Below are 24,812 nucleotides of genomic sequence, written 5' to 3'. Positions count from 1 at the left end.
CCATGACAAACAATAAACCAGCCGTTCCGGCTCTTGATACACAAGCACTTGTCGGTAATTTCAATGTGACTGAGTTGGAGACGCTGAAAGCTACCATTGCCAAAGGCACAACCAATGAGCAGTTCGCGCTATTTGTCCAAACCTGCGCCCGCAGCGGTCTTAACCCGTTCCTTAATCAAATTTTCTGTATCGTCTACAACGGCAAGGACGGACCGGTAATGAGCATTCAGATTGCCGTAGAGGGCATTGTCTCTCTGGCGAAGAAGCATCCGCAGTACGGCGGTTTCATTGCTTCCGAGGTTAAAGAGCATGACGAATTCGAAATCGATATGGTATCTGGTCAGCCCGTGCACAGGATTGCAGGCATGCAGCGCGGTAAGACGGTTGGCGCCTATTGTGTGGCCTACCGAACCGATGCCCCCAATATTCCGGTGATTATAACCAATGACCAGGTTGAACATCTACTCAAGGGCCGAAATGGAGACATGTGGAAGAATTATTTTGACGACATGATAGTGAAACATGCGATCAAGCGGGCGTTCAAGCGCCAGTACGGCATTGAGGTGGCAGAAGACGAGTCGGTCGGATCCGGCAATTCAATCGAAAATACGTCAACTTATGAGCGGAGAGATATCACCGCAGAAGCCCAGGCTGAGGCAGAGCCTGCAAAAGAGTTAAAAGAGCCGGCAGCTGAGGTTAACGAAATGGCTCAAGTCAGAGGCAAGATCAGCACCGCTTTTAAAAAATTGGGCATCACCGAGAAAGAGGCTCAAGCTGCCTATATGCAGGAAAACTGTAAATTCAGGGCGGAGAAGCCTACACTGCAGGAGCTGATCGGGCTGCTCAAAATCATGGAAATGGAGATTGAAGAGAAGGCGGCCTCAGATGATGCTGATGCTTTGGATTAATCATGGACGTTAAAATCCTGGCTTCCGGATCCTCCGGCAACTGTGTCTGGGTCGGAAATGGCTGTACCAGCGTTGTAATCGACGTTGGTTTGCCAAAGACCAGAATTGAGAAAGCCATGATAGATCAGGGCATTACTCCGATGGAGATCGCGGCCGTATTCCTTTCTCATCCTCATAAAGATCATATAAAGGGTTTGCCGTTGGCAGACAAATATAAGATTCCGGTATTCGCCAGCGAAGGCACGTTGAAGGATGCTGGTCGAGTGGAGAGCGGGATTATCTTGAAACCAACAGGCGTTGTCCTTAATGCATTGAATGGCAATTGCCTGACTGTTCGCCCATTTGCCATTCACCATGACGCGCTGGAACCTTACGGTTATACGGTCAGCGACCGGGAGAGCAAAGTGACCGTGATGATGGATACGGGGAAGGTGACGGATGACATGCTGCAGGCCATGGCGCACAGCGACATCTACGTGTTCGAGTGCAATTATGACGAAGATATGTTGGTAAAAGGAACTTATCCTGAAATGATTAAATCAAGAATTTTGTCGGATGTTGGTCATTTGTCGAATACGGATTCCGCGGCTGCCCTTGCCAAGCTCATTAAAGGCCGGGGCGAACGGATTTATTTGAGCCATATGAGCAGCCATAATAATATGCCGAAGATCGCGCTTGGAACGGTGCGGAAAGCGCTGGCGGCCAAGGGTTTTAAGGCTGGAGAACATTATCATTTGGAAGTGGTTTGATTGAAAGGAATGAAAATGTCTTATGACGAACTGAAATCGCTGCAAGAAGTGCTGTCCAATAAAGCATGCACTCATTTTACTCGTGGCGTCACTTACCGAATGATGCAGCACATTAAGGCGCTGGATGTGGATATCGATCAACTGATGAACCATGTGGTGCAGTTACAGCGAGAATTGAAAGAAGAGCAGGCGGACAATGTTCGAGCGGTCTCTGCTGCTGATGAGAATCGGAAAGAAATTCAACGGCTAATGGATGAGGTCGACGAAGCTCGCGAAGGCAAGAAGGTGCCGGTGCCGCGGGAAGTGGCGAAGGCATTGGATTTCTTCGTAAACGAAAAACTGGAGGCGGTATTGCACGTTTCCCATCACAATTCACCTTTTACCCATGGAGGAACATTGTTCGAATGGTGCGAAATGATCGGGGACCATAATCGACATTTGCTTGCACGAGCCTACTTGAACGGCTACACGACCGATCAGACAACCGAAGAGCGGTTGCGGGAAGGCATCAGAGGAATTCACAAAGAATGGTCGTCAACCCCAACCACTGGGAGCGATGAGGTCGATAATGATGAATTGGCTAGTCGAATCACTAACTTTGTCACAAGCTTCTATGCTGACACAACCAATTGAACGGGTGAGGTGGAATGGCAAGCCCGCAAAAGGAAAAAGGCTTTACAGCGATTGCCCATGAGATTTTGGACGAAATATGTCGCTACAAATTCAATGGTTCTCAGCTCCGCATTATTTTGAAAATATGGAGACTGACATACGGATACAATCGGAAGGATCACGAGTTTGCGCGAAACTTCCTTCAAGAAGAAACAGGACTTTCGGAGAGCACGATCAAGGCGGAGTTGAAATCGCTGATCAAGCACAAGGTTTTGATAGTCACTCAAAAAGAAAGCGGCAGCGAAGGGAGAAAGCTTGCTTTCAACAAAAATTACGAAGAATGGAAAATTCCGAAAAGTGGTGAGTCGATGGCGGAGCAATTGGACTTATTTTCTGGTACAGGGGGGTACGATTCCACCCCCCAAAAAGGAGAAGCAGGGGGGTCAGGATTCCACCCCCCTGGGGGGTACGATTCCACCCATCTAAGTAGTGATAAGGGGGGTACGATTCCACCCCCATATAAAGATATTAAATCTTTAAAGATAACTATTAAAGATAAAGAGGAGATGTTTGGTCAATTCTATGAAATCTATCCTCGAAAGATTGCTCGTAAAAAGGTTGAATCATCTTGGAGAAGCCTTTGTAAAGAACAAGGCTTTGACCCATACAGAGCAATCGAGTATACGAAGAATTTCATAGAGACGAGCAAGCTTATCAGGACGGACCCAAAGTTCATTCCATACCCAGCCACTTTTTTAAACCAAAAAAGGTACGAGGATTACCCAATAGTCGATCCGGAAGGGCTGGCGACCGAGCAATCCAAATTCGATACAGATAAGGACAAATTACGGCAGATGATGGAGGAGGCTGAGGCTCGTGAAAGAAACGGAGGTAATCAAACTTTTCTCAATCATCCGAATTGAGCACTCGAATTTTGAAATAACGGATGAAAAAAGAGAATTGTGGACTGCACTGATGCAGGATTTACCCTTTGAGACAGCATTAAAGAATCTGAAAGATTATCTTCGGTCAAATGATTACCCTCCAAAGGCAGCACATATCATCCGCAATGATCCGAGTCAATTCACTGACCACGAACGGCTGCGGCTGGAGACAGAGGCGCGTTTTCGGGAAATGGATGAATGGGAGCAACAGGCGCTGCCGGAGTGTCCCGAGCATCTACGTCCTAAATTACTGGGCAGGGTGGTGGGTGACTAATGCATTACGAATCGGAAATAGGCGTTCTTGGCTCTATTCTTCTGAAACCTGAACTGATCGACGAATGCTATATCCGTCCGGAAGAATTTGAAAATGAACAGCATCAGCTTGTCATGGAATACCTTCTATATTCCTTCGACCAGGACGGTACCATTGATTTTGAGAAGATGGCAGGGCGTTCGGGCAAGGACCTCATGCAGCTCGGCGGCTTTGGTTTCTTGATGAAATTGCGGGATGCGGTACCCGGCACGGCCTTATTCGATAATTACCAGCAATCGATCCGTGAGCAATATAAGCGCCGGCGGGCAGAGGAGATATTGCGGGCCAGCGCATTGGCAGCGGCCAGTGAGGACGGCACGACCTCTGAGGTGATCAGCAAGGCGCAGGCGGCACTGGAAGAGGTCGCGGAATTGAAGGTTGGAGCAGCAACCAGTGGCGTCCGCAAAATGTCCGATGTGCTTAAGGGGCATAACGAGGAGCTGATCAAGCGTAGCCAGCAGCGAGGGATGACCGGGGCAAAGACGGCAAGCGTTGAACTGGATCGCTTTACCGGAGGTCATCAAAATGGTGATTTCGAAGTTGTTGCCGCTCGCCCGTCGATGGGGAAAACAGCATTTATCATTTGCGACATGATCGAAACGAGCCGAGCGGGCAGGCCGTCTGCCTTATTCTCACTCGAAATGCCTGATAGAAAGGTTTCCGAACGTGCCCTTTGCGCCATTGGGCATATTGATGCCACGAAGATGCGGACCGGCAATATGGATGATCAGAATTGGGAGCGCTGGAGTATGGCAATGGACGAATTGGACAGTCTGCCCATATTCATCGACGACACGCCGGGGATGACCGTGGAATACATTGCCCGCGAGGTCAAACGGCTGAAAAAGCTCTATCCTGGCATCGTGATTTATATCGACTTCCTGCAGCTCTTGCAGTCCGAGCGCCGGTTTACGAAGGATCATGAAAGAATCGCCTACGTTTCCAAAGCTTTAAAGCAGATTGCTCGCCGATTCGATTGCCCAGTCATTGCAATCTCAGCTGTCGGCAGACAATGTGAGCAGCGTCAAGACAAACGCCCAATGATGTCAGACCTTCGGGAGTCCGGCAGCATCGAGAGCGACGCGGATATTGTGATCTTCCTCTACCGGGATGACTATTACAACCGGGATTCTGAGAAAAAGAACATCGTCGAGTTGATTGTTGCCAAGGGCCGGAATGTAGGCACCGGAGTGATTGAGATGATTTTCCACAAAACTTGGGGCAAATTCCTCAATATCGATCGCTCAAAGAAAGCGTCATGAGCGAGATCCAGTCCGAGGAGAAATATCAGTCGTCGCTCAAGTGGCTGGTTGAGAAGTCGGTTAAGCTGGCTGATCCACTCTTCCGAGGCGAGGAACGCAACAAGCTGCAGCGCACTTATGACTATGTAACATCGCAGGTGCTTGATTATAAACGCCGGGAGCGTGAGGGCAATGTCAAGGATTGACCCCATCATGCAGGATACACCTTGGGAACAGATTTTCGACGAGCGCGGCCGATTGATTGGCGAGGTGTTTCTGTTGAGGCACTGGGCGGCCCGGCCAGAGCGGAAAAGGAAGAGGAGAAGGAAAAAATCTAAAGGAGCTGGTCGAAATTCGATTCGTAGGCATTGACCCGGCAACAAGAACGGGCGTGGTTGCTATGGACCTTGAGGGCAATGTCACCCTTGAGAAAGAGCTGAAGGGGAAAGGGAAGGCAGAGCCGGGTGGGATATCCATTGAGCAGCTTGTCGATTTACAGGATCAATTATTCGTCCTGCTTCGGCCAGGTGATGAGGTTGTTATTGAGGATGCGGCACCAGGGACGCAGCGCGGTATTACTACCGGCATGATTCACGGAGGGCTCCGGAGCATGGTCTATCGTAAGAAGCTGGCTTTCAACAAGCTCATGCCGGCTTCAGTCAAGAAATATGTCGGCGTCACCGGATGGACCGGAGAGATTGGAAACAAGCGGCGGCTGAGCGGTAAAGAGGGCAAAGAGGCGGTATTGGCTGCAGTTCTCGACCATTTCGGTTACGAGCATAAGAACGACAACATCGTCGACGCGTACATCATGGCTCGGATCGCCTGGAACCTGTACCTCCTGCGGGAGTACCTACCGGTTATAGACACGAAGCCGTACCAGATCGAAGTCGTCCAGAGCATATTGAATAAAGCAAATTAACCGCGCAGCCGCTCGGTGAAGGGACTCGTGCGGCCATTTTATAGAACGAGTGTTCTTATTTTGGGGGTTGATACCTATGATTTCCATGACGGATCTCTACTGGATTGCCAGTAATCGGGATTTAAACCTATCCATCCGGTATGCAGCAGCAAGGCAAATGCAAACTGCCCGGGTACCGGAACCTCAGAGGCGTCAATGCCAACCATATAGCCGGGATGCGGAACGGATCATCTTGTCATCTTCGGATACCGTGGCAATAACTGAGGCGTTGGACCGCAGCAAGCGAGCTATTTGGTCCAAGCGATATCAGCTTAAGAGAAAGGAGCGAGCTCAATGAATGACCATATACATCGTGGACCCCACCGCCCTATGCCGCAGCACAAGCCGGATCCCAAGCCTTACAGCAACGGCGTGATAGAGTACAGTCTTAATCCGGCAGAGCTCGAATTTGCCCGTGCCAATCGCCCGGACCTGATTGCGACTGCCGAACAGCGGGGGTTAACCGCTCCGCCTGTCCAGCCGCGCGAGTTCAAGGAGCCAAAGCAGGAGACAAGGAGAGGACCAGCCTCCCCGGAGGTCACCAAAGCGATAACGTCAAAAATGCTTGCTTCTGCCATTGCTGAAGGGATGACAAACAAGGAAATTGGAGCGAAGTACGGAATTTCGTCATCGGCTGTTTCGAATCTGATGAAAAAGCATGGGCTTGGCAGCCTGAAGGGCGTTCCTCGGAAGTATAAGAAAGGGCTGAAGGCATGAGAGAAATCATAATTGACAACTTTGCAGGCGGCGGGGGCGCTTCGACCGGAATCGAGCTGGCAACCGGATTCCCGGTCGACATCGCCATTAATCATGACCCGGCAGCTATCGCGATGCATGAGGCTAATCATCCGGAGACGAAGCATTATTGTGAATCGGTTTGGGATGTCGATCCTAAGAAAGTAGCGGCAGGCCGCCCCGTTGGTCTGGTCTGGCTCTCTCCAGACTGCAAGCATTTTTCCAAAGCGAAAGGCGGCAAACCGGTTGAAAAGGGAATCCGCGGGCTCGCCTGGGTGGCAGTCCGCTGGGCGGCGACGGTCCGGCCGCGGGTGATTATGCTGGAGAATGTCGAGGAGTTCAAGACCTGGGGACCGCTGCTTAAAGATGGATACCCCGACCCGGATCGCAAAGGGCGGACATTCAATAGCTTTGTCAACGCGCTCCGCCGGCAAGGATATCGGGTCGAGTGGCGGGAGCTGCGGGCCTGCGATTACGGCGCGCCGACGATCCGCAAGCGGCTGTTTCTGGTGGCGCGGTGTGATAGCCGCCCGATTGTCTGGCCGGACCCGACCCACGGAGACCCGGCGAGCGACGCGGTTAAGTCTGGGGAGCTGAAGCCATGGCGGACAGCGGCGGAGATCATAGATTGGTCGATCCCGTGCCCGAGCATCTTTGAGAGGAGCAAGCCGCTTGCCGATAACACGCTGCGGCGGATTGCCCGCGGTATCCAGCGATATGTGAATAACACAGATATCCCATTCATTGCTCCGTTTATAGCTCGCATTGGTCAGACTGGGTTTGGCGGCGACCGGCTTCACTATCCACTCAACAAACCGCTGACGACTATCACAACCAAGGCAGAGCATCTGCTTGTTAGCCCATCGCTTATACAGATGGGGTATGGCGAGCGCCCCGGACAGGAGCCGCGTGTGCTGGATATTGATAAGCCTGTCGGGACAATCACAGCAGGCGGAAACAAATTTGCACTGGCTGCAGCTTTCTTGGCGAAGCATTATGGCGGGAACTATACGGGGCCAGGCGCAAGCCTTGACGACCCTCTCCCAACCGTAACAGCGGTGGACCACAACGCACTTGTCACAAGTCACCTACTCAAGCTGCGGGGCACATGCCAGGACGGGCAGCCGGTTACGGATCCCATGCCAACAATAACCGCGGGCGGCTTACATGTCGGAGAGGTCAGGGCGTTTCTCACTCAGTATAACGGCAGCTCAGTCGGTCAGGACCTCCGGCAGCCTGTGAATACGATACCGACACATGATCGGTTCGGGTTGGTCACTGTTCACGGTGTTGATTATCAAATAGTCGATATCGGCATGCGGATGCTTCGGCCTCATGAACTATTTGCAGCCCAAGGATTCCCGCGATCATACATCATAGATCGATACCTGGGCGGGAAGCAGATTCCATTGTCCGAACAAGTAAACCGTTGCGGCAACTCTGTCTCTCCACTGATGGCCGAAGCGATGGCCAGACAAAATCTGCCGGAGCTGTGCGTCGGATCCGGAAATGCTCTATCTTTTGAAAAATATAAAGAGGCAGCCGGACAACTGCAATTATCGATGTGAGGTGATGGTATCCATGTTATATGCCGCCAGAAATCAATGACTAGTAAGGGATATATTCCAAGCATCTCGGCACGGTATAGGAGCCCATATGATTATGTAACAAAGTGCCAACGAGCGCACTTTGTTCGAAACTTATTTTTTTGCTAATTGTAGGATAATGACGCTTGAACCAACAGCTGAAATGATTCCGCCAATAACGACAGCAGTCATTAAGTTGTTCTTACTTGCGGTCATTGCAATCACCCCCTGAATGTATTGTTTACATTTCTGAGCCGTTTATTCGTTACATTTTTTATAGGTTAGGATATGGAAAAAGACCCGCAGAGCGGGTCATTTAGGGGCGGTGCAAATCCGGAAAAATACAGTGGATACGCGCCGAACTTTTCTTAATAACCGAATCCGCCAAATCCACAACCGCAAGCGATAATGACTAGCAAGATAAAGAGTACAAGAATAAATCCGATACCTGATCCCAATCCACCATAACCAACTACACCGGACATTCAAAGCACCTCCTAGTAAAAATCATTTGGAGGGATACCCTTGAAAGGACTAATCGTTATGCCCAAGTGGGCTGACCTGACCTTATCCGGCGAGAAGACCTGGGAGATCCGCGGCAGCCAGACGCACACTCGCGGACGGATCGGCATTATCAAGAGCGGCAGCGGCAAGGTATTCGGATCGGTGGAGCTGGTTGATTGCATTCCCCTCCACGGAGCTGATGACTATCGCCTGATTGCGGAAAGCCGGGATAAGCATCATGTTCCACTCGGGGGTGTAACTTATAAGAAGCCTTGGGCATGGGTGCTGCGAAACCCAATAATCTACCCGGAGCCAATCCCTTACGAGCATAATAAGCATGGTTGTGTAATATGGGTCAATCTGAATTAGGAGGTTCACTATGCTTGAGGGAACAACACCGGAATTGCTGCAGGCGATCAGAACAGCCGGCGGGCAGCTGGTAACTGTAGGCTCCAAACAATGGGTTGAATTTAACGGACCCGATTCCGAGCGGCGGGCGCAGCCGGTGATTGCCGCGTTCGAGGCACGGTTCGGCTATAAGCCATCGTTTGCAGGTCCGTCGTTACACGAAGATGACGACTATGATTACGCCATTCGGCTGGACTGAATGAAACGCATCTTGAATTTTGAGAAACATAGAGCGTCCATTACTGAAGTTTTTCCTGAATCTCCTCGACTCGGACAACATGGTTCAATGGAAATTGTAACGATTCTATTGATCCGTCTTGAAGAAAAACCATAAGGTTATTTTTAATATCCATTTTCAGAACGTATCCAATAAGTTGCTGCCCGTCTTCAAGCTCTATGTTCATCTTGGATTTATCCGTGTGAATTTCATTAACTTCAATCATGGTCATCATCTCCTAATTAACTTTATCGGTGTACGAAGTGTAAATATGAATATCGAAGAACATAAGCCACAGCATTCTGCCGAGGGGAGGATAAAAATCGATGGCCTGTAAATCAGCCGGGAAATACGATCCGGAGACTAATAGATTTGGATGCCAAGTAACGGGCGATGACTGCATGTTTATGAGGCCGGATTCGAAGGCATGCGCGGAATTGTTCAATGAAGGTCCTGATGCGGACTGGGGTGAAGAGGATAAAAAAGATGAGTGAGAAGCGACTTATTGCTTCTCGCAAGCTGAAACGCTGCTGCAACTCATGTTGCCACGCTTTTAAAAAAGGCGATGTTTATTATCTAAATCGGGCAGTATTCAAAGAGGATGATGAGATTTTTGCAACGGATCACATCCGATGCGCTAGGTGCAAATATCAGCAGGAGCAGCAGGCGATACGATTTATTTCATTCAATTGCCATCATCCACTTACAGATGATATCTGGAGTTACATCCCAGGAGAGGCAGTCATGCAACCGGATCACACCGAATGCCGGATCTGTGGCAAGTGGCTATAAATACAAATTACAGACGTTCCCGGCGATCTGGCGGCCAACTGCTGCCCTCAAACCGAACATACGTGCCGGGAACGCGGTACGAACAGAAAGGAGCACACCGATGAACGTCTGAGCGGAGCAAGTAAAGCTTCATCGGAGCAAGTATATGAAAAAGCGGAGCATCCCGCATAAATAGGGATGCTCCTGAATGAGTGAAGTGTTAGCAATAATGTTTCTTGTGCTTTTTGCAAATAACAATTGCTTTTTGTCCAGGTTTGAGCACGACTACAATAACTTTCTTACGCTTTTTTTCAAACATGAGTTGCACCTCCTAGTAAGAGATAATCCATTATATGTGAGTTGATAATCATTGCTTGGACAAACTGGCATGATTATGCAGACGAGCAGCAGTGCATGTTTTGAAATATAAGAATAAACCCAAATTCGAGAGGAGCAATTATATATGAAAACAAGCGTAACTACCAAAATCAAAGATATCAAATTCGGTGCAAAAGAGGACACTATCACATTGACAATTGACGGCAACATTTCGGATCAGCAAGCAAACATCCTGCGGGCAATCAAGAAAACGGGCGTTGCCTTTGTCAGCTTTAGCAGCTCACAGCTGGACATCGACGATATGAGGCCGGCTGATCGTGAAGGTCTGAGCTACACCCTTAATAATGGTGAGGTCGAAGTTGAAGACAAGGATCGGCAAATGTCATTGGATGACGTGAAACTGGAAGGTGACGCTGAGTCTCAGGAAGAAGGCGACGATCTCGAAGGCGAAGGTGAAAATGACCCAATGGCCGGAGTCGGGGATGAAGAGCTTGAGAACGAAGACGATGGCGAAAAGGACGAGGATACAGAAACCGAGCCGGATCCAGATGAAGACGAGGACAAGGCCGAACCGGATTCCGACTTGAAGGACGATTTCTGATGAAACAGTGGAACTGGGGAATGATCGGCGCGGTGCTGTTCGGCATCGCTTTCTGGACGCTGGGTTTCTGGTTGATTAGGTCTTAGAAAGGTGGTGGGGGCATGACGCAGGTTCGGTTTGGGTTTGACCTGCCGGAGCTTGATAAAGACATGACGAAAGAGGCTGTCGTCGATGCCTTTGAAAAATATCGGTTATTCAAATACTTGACTTTCGAAGAGCGAGAAGCCGGGACGACAGCAGGATATACCGCGAGAGAGCATGGTCCGACGAATGTCACAAGCGACCAGACTGCCAGCATCGCGATCCATAACGTCGATGAGCCTGCCCGGAGGCGAGCCTTTTGTGATCGGATCGAACGAGCTGTCAAACGCCTACATCCAAAGGAACGGCTTTTAATAGAGTCGCGTTACATGCGGGAGGATCACAACGGCGAATATGTCACAGACATGAAAGTTTATAGCTTTGTATTTAACCCGCCGATCAGCAGCATGACTTACGACCGCATTCGTTGGAAAGCCTTTTATAAGATCGCTTTGGATTTGGATATTGCGGTGCAGAAGGAGAAGGAGGATGAGATATTATAATTCCTTCAGAAGAATCAAGTAAAACTGGACAATCGGAGTCGCATAACCTCTTAGTGGAGGTGAGGCCATTGAAGAGAAAGATCCTTACTGTCTCACACACATTTATTGATAAATATACAGGCGAAGAAATAGGCACTGATCCTGAAATAGTCTTTTCATCAATCTCTCTTGAACGACAAGCCCATTTTAAGTCAATTACAGAAGAACTCTTTACTGGCAAGAGACACATCGGGCAGAAAGAAAAAGATATCAATTAAATTCTAAAGGCACACTCCTTTGCGAGTGTGCCTTTTTGATGTGCTAGGATCCAGACTGGGTATTTAGATATCACTAATAATTACATAGGGCAGCGCAAGGGCGGTATGCCGCAAATGGCCGGAGAATTTACGCTCAAGAAGAAGGGAATTGACCCGCAGAAGGATTTGACGCTGATTCAAAATGTCGATTTTGCCAACATCCCGGCGGCTTTTATATCCGGTACAGGGGATTATGTGCAGCTCTTCGAGCCTCAGGCATCGATTATGGAGAAAGAGGGCAAAGGACATGTCATCGCTTCCTTTGGCGTTGAGAGCGGCCATCTGCCATATACCGTGTTTATGACGAAGAAGAGCTATATCGACAAAAACGAGGACACGGTACAAAAGTTCACCGATGCCGTCTATAAGGGGCAGCAGTGGGTGGATTCGCACAGCGCTGAGGAGATTGCCGACGTTGTTCTGCCGTATTTCCCGGATACGGAGCGCGACATTGTCATCCGTGTTATTGACCGCTACAAGCAGCAGGGTTCTTTTGCAACCGATCCTGTTGTGGACGAACAGGAATGGGATAACCTTCAGAATGTCATGACAGAAGCAGGCGAGCTTGCGGCTAAGACGGATCATGCGGCACTGGTTAACAATACGTTCGCCGAGCAAGCCATGAAGTAATGCCGCTTAAGCAGCCCGCGGGAGAAGGAGATGAATCCATGGAGAACGTTCTGAAGCTTCAAGATGTCACGCATGTTTACGTGAATGCAGGCGGAACGACTCTTGCTGTCGAAAGGCTCAATCTATCCGTTGCCAAAGGAGAATTCGTCAGTCTCGTCGGGCCAAGCGGCTGCGGGAAAACCACCGTGCTCAGTCTGCTCGCCGGGCTGATCCTCCCAACAGAAGGAATTGTTTCGGTGGGCGGTGAGAAAATTTTGAAGCCTTCTCCGAAGATCGGATATATGCTGCAGCAGGATTATCTGCTGCCGTGGCGCACCATTCTGAGCAATGTGCTGCTGGGCCTGGAGATCAGCGGCAGCCAGACGCCTGAAGCTGTTGATTATGCCCGCTCGCTACTGGAACAGCTTGGCCTCGGCGGGATGGAAAGACGGATGCCGTATGAGCTGTCAGGGGGGATGAGGCAGCGCGCCGCGCTTGTCCGGACGCTTGCCACAAGGCCCGATGTTCTGCTGCTGGATGAGCCCTTCTCGGCGCTTGACCTGCAGATCAAGCTGCAGCTTGAAGACCTGGTGCAGACGACCCTGCGGAGACTCTCCAAAACCGCTGTGCTGGTCACCCACGATCTTGGCGAGGCAGCAGCCATGAGCGACAGGGTATTTGTGCTTGGCGCAAATCCGGGACATGTCAGCGCCGTATTCGATATGCCGGAAAGCATCAGCGGCTTGCTGCCGACTGAGGCGCGGAAGCTGCCGGAGTTTCAGGAGCGGTTCGAGGAGATTTGGCAGGCTCTGGAGCGGGCAAGCGGGAAGGGAGGGGAAACTTGATGAACCACGGTGAAGAAGAGGACGGCAAGTCTTACGCCAATGAAGCCTTTGACGATCATGCTGAAGGCAGAGACAACTCTGCCGAGCCTGATGGGACCTATTCGGCTGCCCGTCTGAGCAATCTGCACCGCACCTATCTGAGCGGGATGAGGCGTATCAGGTGGAAGATCCTCTCGGTACAGCTGCTGCTCCTTGTGCTGTTTATCGGACTGTGGGAAACAGCCGGCCGCCGGGACTGGATCGATGTGCTGCTGTTCAGCTATCCCAGCAAGCTGTTCAACCAGTTATGGACGACAATTCTTGATGGGAGTCTGATCCCGCATATCGGGATAACCTCGGCGGAAACGATTGTCGGTTTTGTACTGGGCACCATCCTCGGGACGGCGCTTGCCGCCATGCTCTGGTGGTTTCCTTTTGTCTCGCGTGTGCTGGACCCTTACCTGGTCGTGCTGAACAGCATGCCGAAGGTCGCGCTTGGGCCCTTATTCATCATTGCGTTCGGGGCGGGCTTCACTGCTATCGTGGCCACTACTCTCTCGGTAACGGTGATTATCACGACGCTGAGCATTTACAGCCGCTTCTGTGAGGTGGATGCCGGACTAATCAAGGTAGTTCGTTTGTTCGGCGGTACGAGGCGCCAGATATTCACGCAAATTATTATGCCGGACTCGTTTGCGACCATTATATCCACGTTGAAGGTGAATGTGGGGCTTGCCTGGGTAGGCGTTATCGTAGGCGAGTTTCTCACGTCGCGTTCAGGCCTTGGCTATTTGATCGTATACGGCTTCCAGGTATTTAATTTCACTCTGGTGCTCTCCAGCTTGGTGGTAATAGCCGTTGTCGCGACTGTGATGTACCGTCTGGTCGTCGCGCTGGAGCAGTGGTTGACGCGGGGCCGGACGGGGCGTTAGGATGAAACTGAAGAAATGCAAGCAGATATTGGGGTAAGCTGATATTCTTGCGTTTCTAACATCGTTGGCATCTGCCTGAAGAGGGTTATTATGGGAATCCGCGTCATCAAAACCGCTATAGCCGCGTTGGCAGCGTTGTATACCGCTCATTATTTTGGTCTGGATCCGGCGCTTTCGGCGGGCTTGCTTGCCATACTCGGAGTCGAAGTAACGCGCATGAAAGGGCTGAAAAGCGCTTTTGTGCGCTTCATGGCCTCTGTGCTTGGCCTTATTTTTGCATCTTTCCTGTTTATCGTGCTTGGCTTTCATTTATGGACGATTTCGATTTTTGTGCTGCTGGCTTTCCCGATCCTTTCGAGATTGCATTTGAAGGACGGCATCGCAACAAGCGCCGTTATCGTTTTTCATATATATGCACGAGAAGAAGTGACGGGTGCGCTGATTGGTAATGAAGTATTGCTGCTGCTGACAGGCCTGGGATGGGCGACGATCATCAATATGATCTACATGCCCAAGGACGAGAAGCGGCTGACGTCATTGCGGCATGAGACGGAGCGGCTGTTCAGCGATATTTTTCATTATATGGGCCAGACGCTGCGGAGTCCTTCCCTGGTCTGGAACGGGGAAGAGCTTCTTAAAGCCGGACAAGTTATTGAAGACGGGATCAGGCGAGCGGATATGAGAAAGGAAAACCGACTGTGGGGCCAGTCTGACGATTCGTGGAAATACTGGCCGACCTACTTTGAAATGCGCCGGCAGCAGCTGGAGTCCATTCAGCAGATGCTTGTCCTGCTGGCTTTTGTCTATGAGAAGCTTCCGCAGGGGGAGCTGGTGGCCGAGCTGTTCGAAAGTCTGCCGGATGATGTGAAGTCCGATGTCTACGAGGGATCGATCGAGCGCAAGCTGTCCGTGCTTGAGGGACGGTTCCGCGCCATGGCGCTGCCTATGAGCCGGGAGGAATTCGAGATCCGTGCAGCGATTTTGCAGCTGATGCATGAGCTGGAGCGGTATTTGAGCATCGCCAAGCGCTGGAAGAAACAGAAAAGAGGCCAGAAGGCTGCTTCTTCTTGATCCTATTTCCCAATTTCCCTCATATCAATAGCACGGCAAAGTATTTTCAGTTCAAAGAATTATAATAGGTTTGTCCTTGCAAATAACCCGCTTCCAGCTGACTAATGCTGTGCGGGATACTTCATTAATAGGTCGGATTCAGCGGCGTATTTGGAGCAGCAATCGTCTATCCGCATTAATCTCCCGGGAGGGAAAACCTTTGGTTTTATACAGAGTTTAGAACAATATATTTTTGTTCCTCTTAAGTTTAATCAACAAATGCCTATGTCCTGCATACACTTTATTGAATGATTGTATGGAGGAGGTTAAATACATGGCAATAGCAGATAAACAGCTTCAGTGCAGAGAAATTATAACGAAAGCTGTCTGCGGCAAAGGTCGTAAGTTTTCAACAGTGACCCATACCGTTACGCCGCCTCATCATCCCACAAGCATATTGGGAGCCTGGGTCATCAATCACCAGTATGAAGCGGTACGTTCGGGCGATGGTATTGAGGTCATCGGTACTTACGATATCAACATCTGGTATTCTTACAACAAAAATTCGGAAACGGACGTAGCCAAAGAGACCCTGTCTTATGTTGAGCATGTGCCGCTCTCCTACCTCGATCCGAAGCACCGCGCTTCTACAGAAGAAGTAACGGCTGAATCGACACAAGAACCTAATTGTGTGGAGGCGAATATATCGGCGAGCGGCTCGAGCGTCGTTATTCGTGTCGAACGGGAATTTGTGGTAGAGATGATCGCGGAAACGAAAGTGTGCGTCGCGGTTTGCCAGGGCGGCTGCGATCATGACGGCAAGGGTCTTGAGTACGGTGACGAGGACGGCGAATATGAAGATCTGGATCCGGAGCTGCTGGACGACGAACTGTAATTTTAGTGGGTTACAGCGGGATAAAGTATCCTATGCGGCAGAGGCAACAGATTCGAGGGCGAGAGCCCTCTTTTTTTTACCTTTCTAAGGTTTAATTTTCCGGTGCTCCGTAAAGGAGCGGCTGTATATGCAAATTGCTGGATCGGAGCGAGAATCATGGGCGGCAGGGTGTGGTATTGGGGTGGCGGCGGATCAGTATGGAGCATGCCGCAGGCGTGGAGCGACGGAATCCCGCTTGCCGGCGATGCCGTTATTGTATGCGGCGAATCCGCGTTACCAGCGGATTGGCGGCGGGAAGGGGAGCCTCTGATGCTGAACGGGGGCGCAGCCGCCTTCGCGCTGCGGGGTGCAGAGGAGACGCAACGCAGACTAGAGCAGGCGGGTGTGGCCACCGCTCCTCTTGAGCAAGAGGATCTGACGCGCCGTTCCGACGGTCAGTATCTGCGCTTGTTCACGGTAGCGCTATTCGATTTGCAGCCGATCTCGGTTATCAGACATTTGTCTGACGGCGGATTGAAAGGCTGGAGGGGGGAGCAGGCTTCACGCTTGCTTGAGCCGTCAAGCAGCCTTTATCGCCCACTCACGCGGATAGCCGTCAAAGCGCTGTACGCTCTTGGATTGGATATGGGACTCATTACCCTCCAGGCCAATGAACAAGGACGATATGCGGTCGTCGAGGCGCGCTTGCCAAGCGCTGAGGATAGGGAGCAGACCGTATGGAAGACTGCCGCAGCTGACTTCGCCGCAGATATAGCCGGGGATGCTGCAGCAGGCAGCGAGGCTCAGGGTGCCGGGATTATGCTGGGGGCGGATCCTGAATTCCTGCTGCTTGGCTCTGGCGGCAGGGTTATATCGGCCGCCCGTTATTTGGAAGGCGGCCAGGGAGCCGGCTGCGACGCCGTGCTCATCGGCGGCCGCGTAAGGTATCCCGTGGCGGAGCTGCGCCCGGAGCCCGCCTCGACGGTAATGGGGCTGGCGGGGAACATCCGCCGGCTGCTGGGGCAGGCTGCAGTGCGCATCACGGACCCGACGCTGCGGTGGAGCGCGGGAGGCATGCCCGTGCGGGGCTTTGCGCTGGGCGGCCATATTCATTTGAGCGGCGTGCGGATGACCGGCAGGCTGCTGCGTCAGCTGGACAGCTATGTGGCGCTGCCGCTTGCGATGGTGGAATCGCCCGCCGAGCATGCCAGGCGCCCGCGTTACGGCTTTCTGGGCGATTTTCGCATGCAGCCGCACGGAGGCTTTGAATACCGTACGCTGCCGAGCTGGCTGCATTCTCCCGCCGCCGCCAAGGCCGTGTTTGCCTTGTCGCTGCTGTGCGCCCGGGAGAGCGCCAGGCTCAGCTACCGCCCCTCGGAGGAGGCGGAAATTGCCGCTGCCTATTATAAGGGCGACAGGGAGCTGCTGCGCACCCGTTGTCTGGAGCCTCTGGCGAAGGCGATGGCGGGCACGCCCGCATACAGGGAACTCAAGGTTTATATTGAGCCGCTGCTTGAAGCGGCGCGGCGGGGGAGCATTTGGGATGTATCGACGGACATCCGGCAAAAATGGCGGATTGCCCCTTTTCAATAATGGAAGCCCGATGTCTGTATCTGCGTCGGCCGCGCATTCCACCCGTGCGGGCTTTTCTGTTATACTGAAGGTCTGATGTTCCCAATTGAATATTCCCTACCTAGGAGGGGCGAGAAGTGACAGTACATACCCCGATGATCCAGCAATATCTGGCGGTAAAAGAGCAGGCGAAGGACGCGTTTCTGTTCTTTCGGCTTGGCGATTTCTATGAGATGTTCTTTGACGATGCCATCGCGGCGTCCCGTGAGCTTGAAATTACATTGACAGCGCGCGGCGGAGGAGGCGAGACACGGATACCGATGTGCGGCGTGCCTTATCATTCCGCTGAAGGATACATAGCAAGATTGATAGAAAAAGGCTTCAAGGTGGCGATTTGCGAGCAGGTGGAGGACCCGGCTGCAGCCAAGGGAGTGGTTCGGCGCGAAATCGTCCGCGTTATTACTCCGGGGACCGTTATGGAGACCAAATCCATCACCGACAAGGCTAATAATTTTATCGTTGGCGTTTCAGTCCAGGGCGATTCATACGGAATTGCAGCCTGCGATCTGACGACAGGCGAGCTGTACGTTACGTCCTTCGCTGCAAGACTTGAGCTTTTGACCGACGAAATCAATGTTTATCACCCTGTTGAAATTGTCGGCGATGCGGTATTGATTGAACTGTTGAAGCCGCAGGCTGCCGCTTGGAACAGGCCTGTTTTGTTTACGGCCCGCGAGGTAATGGACGAGCAGAAGCTGAGCGGACAATTCGATGGAGATGAACTGCACCAACTCGTACCGGCGCGGTATCGGGCGATCAGCCTTCTTACGGGTTATCTCGAAGAGACGCAAAAGCGCTCGCTCGGCCATGTCAGACAGATCAGAGCATATGAGCCCAATCAGTTTATGATTCTGGACCCCTTTACACGCCGCAATCTGGAGCTGGTAGAGACCGTGCAGAGCCGCAGCAAGAAGGGCTCGCTGCTCTGGCTGCTGGACCGCACGCGGACATCGATGGGCTCGCGGATGCTTCGAAGATGGATTGACAAGCCGCTGCTCTCGGTCAAAATGATCGATGAACGCCTGGAAGCGGTGGATCTGCTCCATCGCGATTTTATGCTGAGGGATGAAATGCGCCGTGAGCTGAGCGAGATCTACGATCTGGAGCGGCTGGTTGGCCGCGTGGCGTTCGGGAGCGCGAATGGCCGGGATATGAATGCGCTCAAGTCATCGCTGCGGCACGTACCAGCACTTACCGCCTTATGTGCGGATTCCGAATCGTCCACGCTGCGCAGACTGGTGGAGGAGATTGACCTCTGCACCGATCTTGCCGATATGATTGAGACCGTTATCGTGGATGATCCGCCGATTTCGGTCCGGGAGGGCGGTCTTATTCGCTCGGGCTACGATCCTTATCTGGACGAGCTCCGGGAGGCGAGCGTGAACGGGAAGAAATGGCTGGCTGAGCTGGAACGCAAGGAGCGGGAGGCAACCGGAATCAAATCGCTGAAGATCGGCTACAACCGCGTTTTCGGCTATTATCTTGAAGTGTCCAAGGCCAATATCTCCATGCTGCCCGAGGGGCGTTATGAGCGCAAACAAACCTTAACCAATGCGGAGCGGTACGTGACCCCCGAGCTGAAAGAGAAAGAGCGGCTCATCCTCGAAGCGGAAGAAAAGATGGTCGATCTGGAGTATAGCAAATTCGTCGAGCTCCGCGACCATCTTACCGTCCATTTGAACCGGCTTCAGAAGCTGGCTGAAACAGTGGCCATGCTGGATGTATTCCAGTCGCACGCGACGGTAAGCGCGGAGCAGCGCTATGTCAGACCAGCGGTCACCGATGCCTTCGATCTTGTCGTGGAAGATGGCCGTCACCCTGTCGTAGAGGCGGTTATCGACGGTTCCCCGTTCATTGCGAATGGCACTTCGCTGGAAGGCGGCGGGGCTTCGATGCTGCTGATTACCGGACCGAATATGGCGGGTAAAAGCACCTATATGCGCCAGGTCGCATTGATCTGCATCATGGCGCAGATTGGCTGTTTTATTCCGGCCAAGCGCGGAGTAATCCCGCTGATCGACCGGATCTTCACCCGTATCGGCGCGGCCGATGATCTGATTGGCGGGCAGAGCACCTTCATGGTTGAGATGAAGGATATTCAGACCATGACGGATAAGGCGACCAGGCAAAGCCTTGTTATCATCGATGAGCTGGGCCGCGGCACCTCAACCGGAGAAGGAATGTCAATCGCGCAGGCTGTTATCGAATATGTGCATCACGAGATTGGCTGCAAGGCACTGGTATCCACCCATTTTCACGAGCTGGCCCATTTGGAAGATACGCTTCCGCTGCTGCGGAACGTATGCATGGCTGTCCAGGAAACCGGCGATAATGTCACGTTCCTGCGCAAGCTGGTCCCCGGCGCTGCCAGCAGCAGCTACGGGATCTACTGCGCGCAGCTGGCCGGACTGCCGGAGCGGATCATCTCCCGTGCGTATACGCTGCTTGCCTCTCACGCTGACGAGGCGATCAGGCTGCCGGCCTTGGAAGCCCTTGTGGATCCGCCCGGCAGGGCAGCGGTGATTGATGCTGTGCGGGAGACTGCCTCCTCTTATGCACCGGCGGTCGACGCATCTGCCGGGGCAGCCGGATCTGATATGTCTACCGTCAGCGCAGGAGCTGACCAGAGCGTGGAGGAATCGGAGAAAGCCCAGCAATCAACCGACGATCATCAAGCTGATTCGCAGAGCGGAAGCGCCTTGACGCCGGATAAGTCTTCAGAGGTGGTTCAGCTGTCGATCTTTGAGAATTCTGCTGCCCTGCAGACACGGACCCGGAAGACGAGTCCCAAGGCCGAGCAGGTTGCCGAGCAGCTGCGAAAGCTTGATTTGTTCAATATTACTCCCATGCAGGCCATGCAGCTGCTTAATGAAATGAAGATGAAGCTTGTTGCAGAGAAGTGAACACATGTATGGAAGATCGAGAGTTAAAGGGAGGTGGCCCTTGTGGCTAAAATCCATGTGCTGGATGAGCAGTTGGCGAATCAGATTGCGGCGGGAGAGGTCGTGGAGCGGCCTTCTTCGGTAGTGAAGGAACTGGTCGAGAATGCGATTGACGCAGGCAGCACGACGATAGACATCGTGATTGAGGAGGGGGGCTTGACGCTGGTCCGCGTCACGGATAACGGCTCCGGGATTGATTCGGAGGATATTTCCATGGCGTTCTACCGCCATGCAACCAGCAAAATCTCCTCCGGCAAGGATCTGTTCCGTATTTCAAGCCTGGGCTTTCGCGGCGAAGCGCTGCCAAGTATCGCTGCGGTTGCCAAGGTCGAGTGCATTTCATCACCGGATGCAACCGGACTTGGCAGGAGACTCGTTATTGAGGGAGGCGGCATTGTCCAGAATGAGGAGCATAATGCTCCGCAAGGGACGGATATTTCCGTTCGGGACTTATTCTACAATACACCGGCCCGTCTGAAGTATATGAAGACCATCCAGACCGAGATCGGCCACATTGCCGATTATGTGAACCGGCTGGCGCTCGCGCATCCCGGTATCGCGATTACGCTCAAGCATAATGGCGGACTCCTGCTGCGCACACTGGGCAGCGGTGACCGCCTGCAGACGTTTGCCGCGATATACGGGACGACAACAGCCAAAGCCATGCTGGCCATTGAAGGAGAGCATCCGGATTATGACCTGCGCGGTATCATATCCAAGCCGGAGCAAACCAGGGCCAACCGTAACGGGATTACCATTGTCGTCAATGGCCGTTATATCAGAAGCTATATCATCAATCAGGCAATTATGCAGGCTTACCATACGCTTTTGCCCATTAACCGTTATCCGTTTGCCGTGCTGGAGCTGGGGATGCATCCAAGCCTGCTGGATGTCAATGTGCATCCCTCCAAAATGGAAGTGCGCTTCAGCAAGGAGCCTGAGCTCCGCCAATTTATTGAACAAATCATCGTCGAGGCGCTCGGCAAGGAGCGCCATATTCCAGGCCCGTCCGCGAACGAGCGTTCGAAGCCCGCATTTGTTCAGGACCGGATATCGTTCCACCAGCCGGAGCCGTCGGCCTCGCCGGATGTCAGAATAAGCTCGGCCGGGGATATCCGCGATGAACCGCAAAGGGGGAATGCGCCCGGTATACCGGGCGGCAGTACGCAGCCGTCGCGAGCCGCTGCCGGACGCGGCTCGCTTGATTGGCAGAGCGGACGCACGGTTATTCCCAGAGACGCGACGGAGAGGCTTTATGCGCCGCCTGCGGCGCGCAGCGATAATGTAATCCGGGAAACGGCCGCAGGTGCGCTGGTAGAGCGGAAACCAGGCGCAACGGTTGCCGGAGGATTGACCGGTATGACAGGCAGCGAGCCTGCTCTCCATATATTCGGAGATTCCGGGAGCGGCGAAGAAACGTCATTTTCGGAGACGGACAGGCCGGAACATTCCTTTCTTCCTCCTGAATCAGGTGATGCCTCCGGCGTCGCCGGCTCAGCTGGCAGCATGTCCGAGTCGCCATCAGGCAACGGGCTGTTTCCCGAGCTTTACTGGGTCGGGCAGCTCCATGGCACATATCTTGTTGCGCAAAATGAGGACGGGCTGTTCCTGATTGATCAGCATGCGGCCCATGAGCGCATTCATTATGAATATTATTTCGAGAAGTTCAGCCATCCCGAGCAGGCCAGCACCCAGCTGCTGGTGCCGATTACGCTGGAATTCACGCCCACCGAAGCGGCGGCGCTGCGAGACCGTTTGCCGGTTATGGAGAAGGCTGGAGTTGAGCTGGAGCCTTTTGGCAATCATGCTTTTCTTGTTCGCGCATACCCGCAGTGGCTGCCGGTAGGAGACGAGCAGTCGGTCATTGAGGAAATGATAGAGTGGCTGCTGAGTGAAAAAGCGGGCGTAGACATCGGGAAGCTGCGCGAGAAATCGGCCATCATGTGCTCCTGCAAAGCTTCGATCAAAGCGAATGACCGCCTGACCCGCGAGCAGGGGGAAGGTCTGATCCGGCGGCTTGCCAGCTGCCGGCAGCCTTATACCTGTCCTCACGGGAGACCGATCGTTGTGCATATATCGACCTATCAGCTGGAGAAAATGTTCAAGCGGGTGATGTCATGATCATCACCACCCCGCATAAGCCATCTTCCGCGCTCGAGGATTATGCCGCTTCACTGGCAAGCGAGCTGGGCGCCCGTTTTGTTGCGCGCAAGCAGGAATCCCTGACGCGGCTGCGGCTGCGCTATAGGGATAACTGCCTCCTTGTTGCAGATGACCGCGGACTGCGTTATTATGAGGAATCGGACAATCCGCTGTATTTCCATCCCAGCATGGCTTATGTCAGAGTCAAGCGGATGCGCAAGGGCGAGATAGATCCATTGATTCAGTTGACCGGCTGCCGGCCGGGCGATCATGTGGTGGATTGCACGGCTGGCCTCGCCTCGGATGCCATCGTATTCTCGTACGCCGTGGGCCAGGAAGGCAGGGTTACCGCGCTGGAAAGCGAGCAGGTGCTGTTCGCTGTTGTCAGAGAGGGCCTGCAGAGCTATCAAACCAGCCACTCTGATGTGAATGAGGCGCTTCGCCGGATCGAAATGCGCTGCATCGATCACAAGACTTGGTTGGCTGAACAGCCTGACAAGAGTGTCGATATTGTCTATTTTGATCCCATGTTCCGAAGGCCGCTTCACGATTCATCTTCAATTGTACCGCTGCGCGGACTTGCCAATCCGCTACCGCTCGATCCTGAATCAGTCGCACACGCTGTCCGGATTGCCCGCAAATCAGTCGTGATGAAAGAACATAAGGACAGCCGTGAATTCGAGCGCCTGGGCTTTACCAGAGAACATGCAAACAAAATTGCTTATGGAGTGATCAATACGCGATGAGCGCCGACAACAACCTCAATACGAAGCCGCGGCTGCTTGTGCTTATCGGTCCCACAGCTGCAGGCAAAACACGTATGAGCCTGGAAATTGCCAAGTCGTGGAATGCCGAGATTATATCCGGAGACTCCATGCAGGTATACCGAGGGATGGATATTGGAACGGCCAAAATCAAGGAAGAAGAACGTGAAGGCATACCTCATCACTTGATTGATATTTGTGATCCCGATTATCCGTTCTCCGTGGCTGAGTTTCAGGATCGCTGCGCGGATTTGATCCGGGATATTACGAGCCGCGGGAAGCTTCCGTTTATCGTCGGGGGAACTGGCCTATATGTGGAATCCGTCGCATACGGCTATGAATTTGCCGACAGCGGGTCGGATGAAGCTTTCCGGGAGGAGCAGGCGAATTATGCCTTGAGCCATGGCGCCGAGGCGCTTCATGCGCGGCTCCGGGCTGTCGATCCCGAGTCTGCCGGGCGGCTGCATCCCCATGATCAGCGCCGCATCATACGCGCCCTGGAGGTCCTTCATCTGACGGGAATCACTCATTCCGCACAGCTGGAGGGTCAGAAGAGGATCTCGCCTTATGAATTGTGCTTCCTCGGGCTTACCATGGACCGTGCAATGCTCTACGCCCGCATCAACGAAAGAGTGGACGCGATGATTGCCGATGGGCTGGTCGACGAAATGAGAGGCCTTCTGCAGCAGGGCGTCAAGCCCGGCGCAGTCTCCATGCAGGGATTGGGCTACAAGGAAATCGCCCTCTACCTTGAAGGCCATTTGTCGCTGGAAGAAGCAATCGTTCTGCTCAAAAGGGATACGCGCCGGTATGCCAAACGCCAGCTCTCCTGGTTTCGAAGAATGAAGGATATCCACTGGATCGATTCATCTGAAAATTTTCACAAGAATTTGCTTGCAATTCATGATATAATAGCAGGAAAGTTTAGGGGCGAGCTTGAATATACTTCTAACCAATCTTTTTAATGATGGGGGTAACGGATAATGAACAAATCAATCAACATTCAGGATACGTTTCTGAACCAATTGCGTAAAGACAGCGTCCCGGTTACGGTATATTTGACCAATGGGTTCCAGATTCGCGGAGTCATCAAAGCATTCGACAATTTCACCATCGTCATCGATAGTGAAGGACGCCAGCAGATGGTGTACAAGCATGCGATTTCCACGTTTACCCCACAGCGCAATGTATCATTGGTCCAGCAGGACACGAACAACGAGGCATAAGCCTTCAACCAATCCGTTTTGAAACTTTTTCTAAACGGGTTTCGTTTA

General features: G+C 52.5%; 28 protein-coding genes and 1 pseudogene. 27 read left to right on the top strand and 2 right to left on the bottom strand.

Annotated elements, in window-relative coordinates; translation table 11 throughout:
- Positions 1–2 precede the first annotated feature (2 nt).
- From AC0YOA_RS14715 to AC0YOA_RS14670, 10 genes are all read left to right on the top strand, one after another.
- Positions 3–908 (top strand): RecT family recombinase, encoded by a 906-nt coding sequence (locus AC0YOA_RS14715; protein ID WP_475787214.1) that lies wholly within the window; start codon positions 3–5, stop codon positions 906–908.
- A gap of 2 nt (positions 909–910) precedes the next feature.
- Entirely contained in the window at positions 911–1,657 is a 747-nt protein-coding gene (locus tag AC0YOA_RS14710) for an MBL fold metallo-hydrolase (protein WP_475787213.1), read from the top strand.
- Entirely contained in the window at positions 1,658–2,290 is a 633-nt protein-coding gene (locus tag AC0YOA_RS14705; protein WP_475787212.1) for a hypothetical protein, read from the top strand.
- Between the two features lie 14 nt (positions 2,291–2,304).
- Positions 2,305–3,192: a replication protein gene (locus AC0YOA_RS14700; protein ID WP_475787211.1), complete on the top strand. Its 888-nt coding sequence runs from the start codon at positions 2,305–2,307 to the stop codon at positions 3,190–3,192.
- The gene (locus AC0YOA_RS14695; protein ID WP_475787210.1) at positions 3,146–3,487 is read left to right on the top strand and encodes a hypothetical protein; all 342 of its coding nucleotides are present in this window, start codon (positions 3,146–3,148) and stop codon (positions 3,485–3,487) included. Before AC0YOA_RS14700 ends, AC0YOA_RS14695 begins: the two co-directional genes overlap by 47 nt.
- Entirely contained in the window at positions 3,487–4,788 is a 1,302-nt protein-coding gene (locus tag AC0YOA_RS14690) for a replicative DNA helicase (protein ID WP_475787209.1), read from the top strand. The genes AC0YOA_RS14695 and AC0YOA_RS14690 overlap by 1 nt, the downstream gene beginning before the upstream one ends.
- A complete protein-coding gene (locus tag AC0YOA_RS14685; RefSeq protein WP_475787208.1) occupies positions 4,785–4,973 on the top strand; it encodes a hypothetical protein in 189 nt (62 codons plus the stop codon). The genes AC0YOA_RS14690 and AC0YOA_RS14685 overlap by 4 nt, the downstream gene beginning before the upstream one ends.
- 194 nt (positions 4,974–5,167) lie before the next feature.
- Positions 5,168–5,689, top strand: a complete 522-nt coding sequence (locus tag AC0YOA_RS14680) for a hypothetical protein (RefSeq protein WP_475787207.1) — start codon at positions 5,168–5,170, stop codon at positions 5,687–5,689.
- A gap of 333 nt (positions 5,690–6,022) precedes the next feature.
- Positions 6,023–6,445 carry a hypothetical protein gene (locus AC0YOA_RS14675; RefSeq protein ID WP_475787206.1) on the top strand — a complete coding sequence of 141 codons (423 nt, stop codon included), beginning with the start codon at positions 6,023–6,025 and terminating at the stop codon, positions 6,443–6,445.
- The gene (locus AC0YOA_RS14670) at positions 6,442–8,031 is read left to right on the top strand and encodes a DNA cytosine methyltransferase (protein ID WP_475787205.1); all 1,590 of its coding nucleotides are present in this window, start codon (positions 6,442–6,444) and stop codon (positions 8,029–8,031) included. The genes AC0YOA_RS14675 and AC0YOA_RS14670 overlap by 4 nt, the downstream gene beginning before the upstream one ends.
- 386 nt (positions 8,032–8,417) lie before the next feature.
- On the opposite strand, the gene AC0YOA_RS14665 is transcribed toward AC0YOA_RS14670, so the two are convergent.
- Positions 8,418–8,534 (bottom strand): YjcZ family sporulation protein, encoded by a 117-nt coding sequence (locus AC0YOA_RS14665; protein ID WP_475787204.1) that lies wholly within the window; start codon positions 8,532–8,534, stop codon positions 8,418–8,420.
- A gap of 40 nt (positions 8,535–8,574) precedes the next feature.
- On the opposite strand from AC0YOA_RS14665, the gene AC0YOA_RS14660 reads away from it, so the two are divergent.
- Both AC0YOA_RS14660 and AC0YOA_RS14655 read left to right on the top strand, forming a co-directional pair.
- Positions 8,575–8,922, top strand: a complete 348-nt coding sequence (locus tag AC0YOA_RS14660; RefSeq protein WP_475787203.1) for an ASCH domain-containing protein — start codon at positions 8,575–8,577, stop codon at positions 8,920–8,922.
- A gap of 10 nt (positions 8,923–8,932) precedes the next feature.
- Positions 8,933–9,160, top strand: coding sequence for a hypothetical protein (locus tag AC0YOA_RS14655; RefSeq protein ID WP_475787202.1), 228 nt, complete (start codon positions 8,933–8,935; stop codon positions 9,158–9,160).
- 40 nt (positions 9,161–9,200) lie between these two features.
- Here the strand turns inward: AC0YOA_RS14655 and AC0YOA_RS14650 are convergent, their stop codons facing one another.
- Positions 9,201–9,404: a hypothetical protein gene (locus AC0YOA_RS14650; RefSeq protein ID WP_475787201.1), complete on the bottom strand. Its 204-nt coding sequence runs from the start codon at positions 9,402–9,404 to the stop codon at positions 9,201–9,203.
- 100 nt (positions 9,405–9,504) lie between these two features.
- Here AC0YOA_RS14650 and AC0YOA_RS14645 point away from each other — a divergent pair, with 100 nt between their 5' ends.
- From AC0YOA_RS14645 to hfq, 15 genes and pseudogenes are all read left to right on the top strand, one after another.
- On the top strand, positions 9,505–9,672 hold the full coding sequence (locus tag AC0YOA_RS14645) for a hypothetical protein (RefSeq protein ID WP_475787200.1): 168 nt from the start codon (positions 9,505–9,507) through the stop codon (positions 9,670–9,672).
- A 740-nt stretch (positions 9,673–10,412) separates the two neighbouring features.
- Positions 10,413–10,889, top strand: a complete 477-nt coding sequence (locus AC0YOA_RS14640) for a hypothetical protein (RefSeq protein ID WP_475787199.1) — start codon at positions 10,413–10,415, stop codon at positions 10,887–10,889.
- Positions 10,890–10,990: 101 nt separating this feature from the next.
- A complete protein-coding gene (locus AC0YOA_RS14635) occupies positions 10,991–11,473 on the top strand; it encodes an ArpU family phage packaging/lysis transcriptional regulator (protein WP_475787198.1) in 483 nt (160 codons plus the stop codon).
- Between the two features lie 68 nt (positions 11,474–11,541).
- A complete protein-coding gene (locus tag AC0YOA_RS14630; protein ID WP_475787197.1) occupies positions 11,542–11,730 on the top strand; it encodes a hypothetical protein in 189 nt (62 codons plus the stop codon).
- A 75-nt stretch (positions 11,731–11,805) separates the two neighbouring features.
- Positions 11,806–12,399 (top strand): annotated as a pseudogene (locus tag AC0YOA_RS14625) (ABC transporter substrate-binding protein); the annotation flags it as partial.
- A 38-nt stretch (positions 12,400–12,437) separates the two neighbouring features.
- Positions 12,438–13,223, top strand: a complete 786-nt coding sequence (locus tag AC0YOA_RS14620) for an ABC transporter ATP-binding protein (protein WP_475787196.1) — start codon at positions 12,438–12,440, stop codon at positions 13,221–13,223.
- Positions 13,223–14,134 carry an ABC transporter permease gene (locus tag AC0YOA_RS14615; RefSeq protein ID WP_475787195.1) on the top strand — a complete coding sequence of 304 codons (912 nt, stop codon included), beginning with the start codon at positions 13,223–13,225 and terminating at the stop codon, positions 14,132–14,134. Before AC0YOA_RS14620 ends, AC0YOA_RS14615 begins: the two co-directional genes overlap by 1 nt.
- 90 nt (positions 14,135–14,224) lie before the next feature.
- The gene (locus AC0YOA_RS14610) at positions 14,225–15,205 is read left to right on the top strand and encodes an aromatic acid exporter family protein (RefSeq protein ID WP_475787194.1); all 981 of its coding nucleotides are present in this window, start codon (positions 14,225–14,227) and stop codon (positions 15,203–15,205) included.
- A 313-nt stretch (positions 15,206–15,518) separates the two neighbouring features.
- Positions 15,519–16,079, top strand: a complete 561-nt coding sequence (locus tag AC0YOA_RS14605; protein ID WP_210040506.1) for an outer spore coat protein CotE — start codon at positions 15,519–15,521, stop codon at positions 16,077–16,079.
- Positions 16,080–16,235: 156 nt separating this feature from the next.
- Positions 16,236–17,651: a putative amidoligase domain-containing protein gene (locus AC0YOA_RS14600; RefSeq protein WP_475787193.1), complete on the top strand. Its 1,416-nt coding sequence runs from the start codon at positions 16,236–16,238 to the stop codon at positions 17,649–17,651.
- Positions 17,652–17,767: 116 nt separating this feature from the next.
- Positions 17,768–20,593, top strand: a complete 2,826-nt coding sequence (mutS, locus tag AC0YOA_RS14595; protein ID WP_475787192.1) for a DNA mismatch repair protein MutS — start codon at positions 17,768–17,770, stop codon at positions 20,591–20,593.
- A gap of 42 nt (positions 20,594–20,635) precedes the next feature.
- Positions 20,636–22,753, top strand: a complete 2,118-nt coding sequence (mutL, locus tag AC0YOA_RS14590; RefSeq protein ID WP_475787191.1) for a DNA mismatch repair endonuclease MutL — start codon at positions 20,636–20,638, stop codon at positions 22,751–22,753.
- Positions 22,750–23,520, top strand: a complete 771-nt coding sequence (locus AC0YOA_RS14585; protein WP_475787190.1) for a class I SAM-dependent methyltransferase — start codon at positions 22,750–22,752, stop codon at positions 23,518–23,520. Before mutL ends, AC0YOA_RS14585 begins: the two co-directional genes overlap by 4 nt.
- Entirely contained in the window at positions 23,517–24,503 is a 987-nt protein-coding gene (gene miaA, locus AC0YOA_RS14580; protein WP_210040516.1) for a tRNA (adenosine(37)-N6)-dimethylallyltransferase MiaA, read from the top strand. The genes AC0YOA_RS14585 and miaA overlap by 4 nt, the downstream gene beginning before the upstream one ends.
- 18 nt (positions 24,504–24,521) lie before the next feature.
- Positions 24,522–24,764, top strand: a complete 243-nt coding sequence (gene hfq, locus AC0YOA_RS14575) for an RNA chaperone Hfq (RefSeq protein ID WP_210040518.1) — start codon at positions 24,522–24,524, stop codon at positions 24,762–24,764.
- Positions 24,765–24,812 lie beyond the last annotated feature (48 nt).

The organism is Paenibacillus sp. JT22N12, from assembly GCF_056269365.1.
Note: the sequence above shows the minus strand (reverse complement) of the source record. Positions and strands in the feature narration are given on the sequence as shown.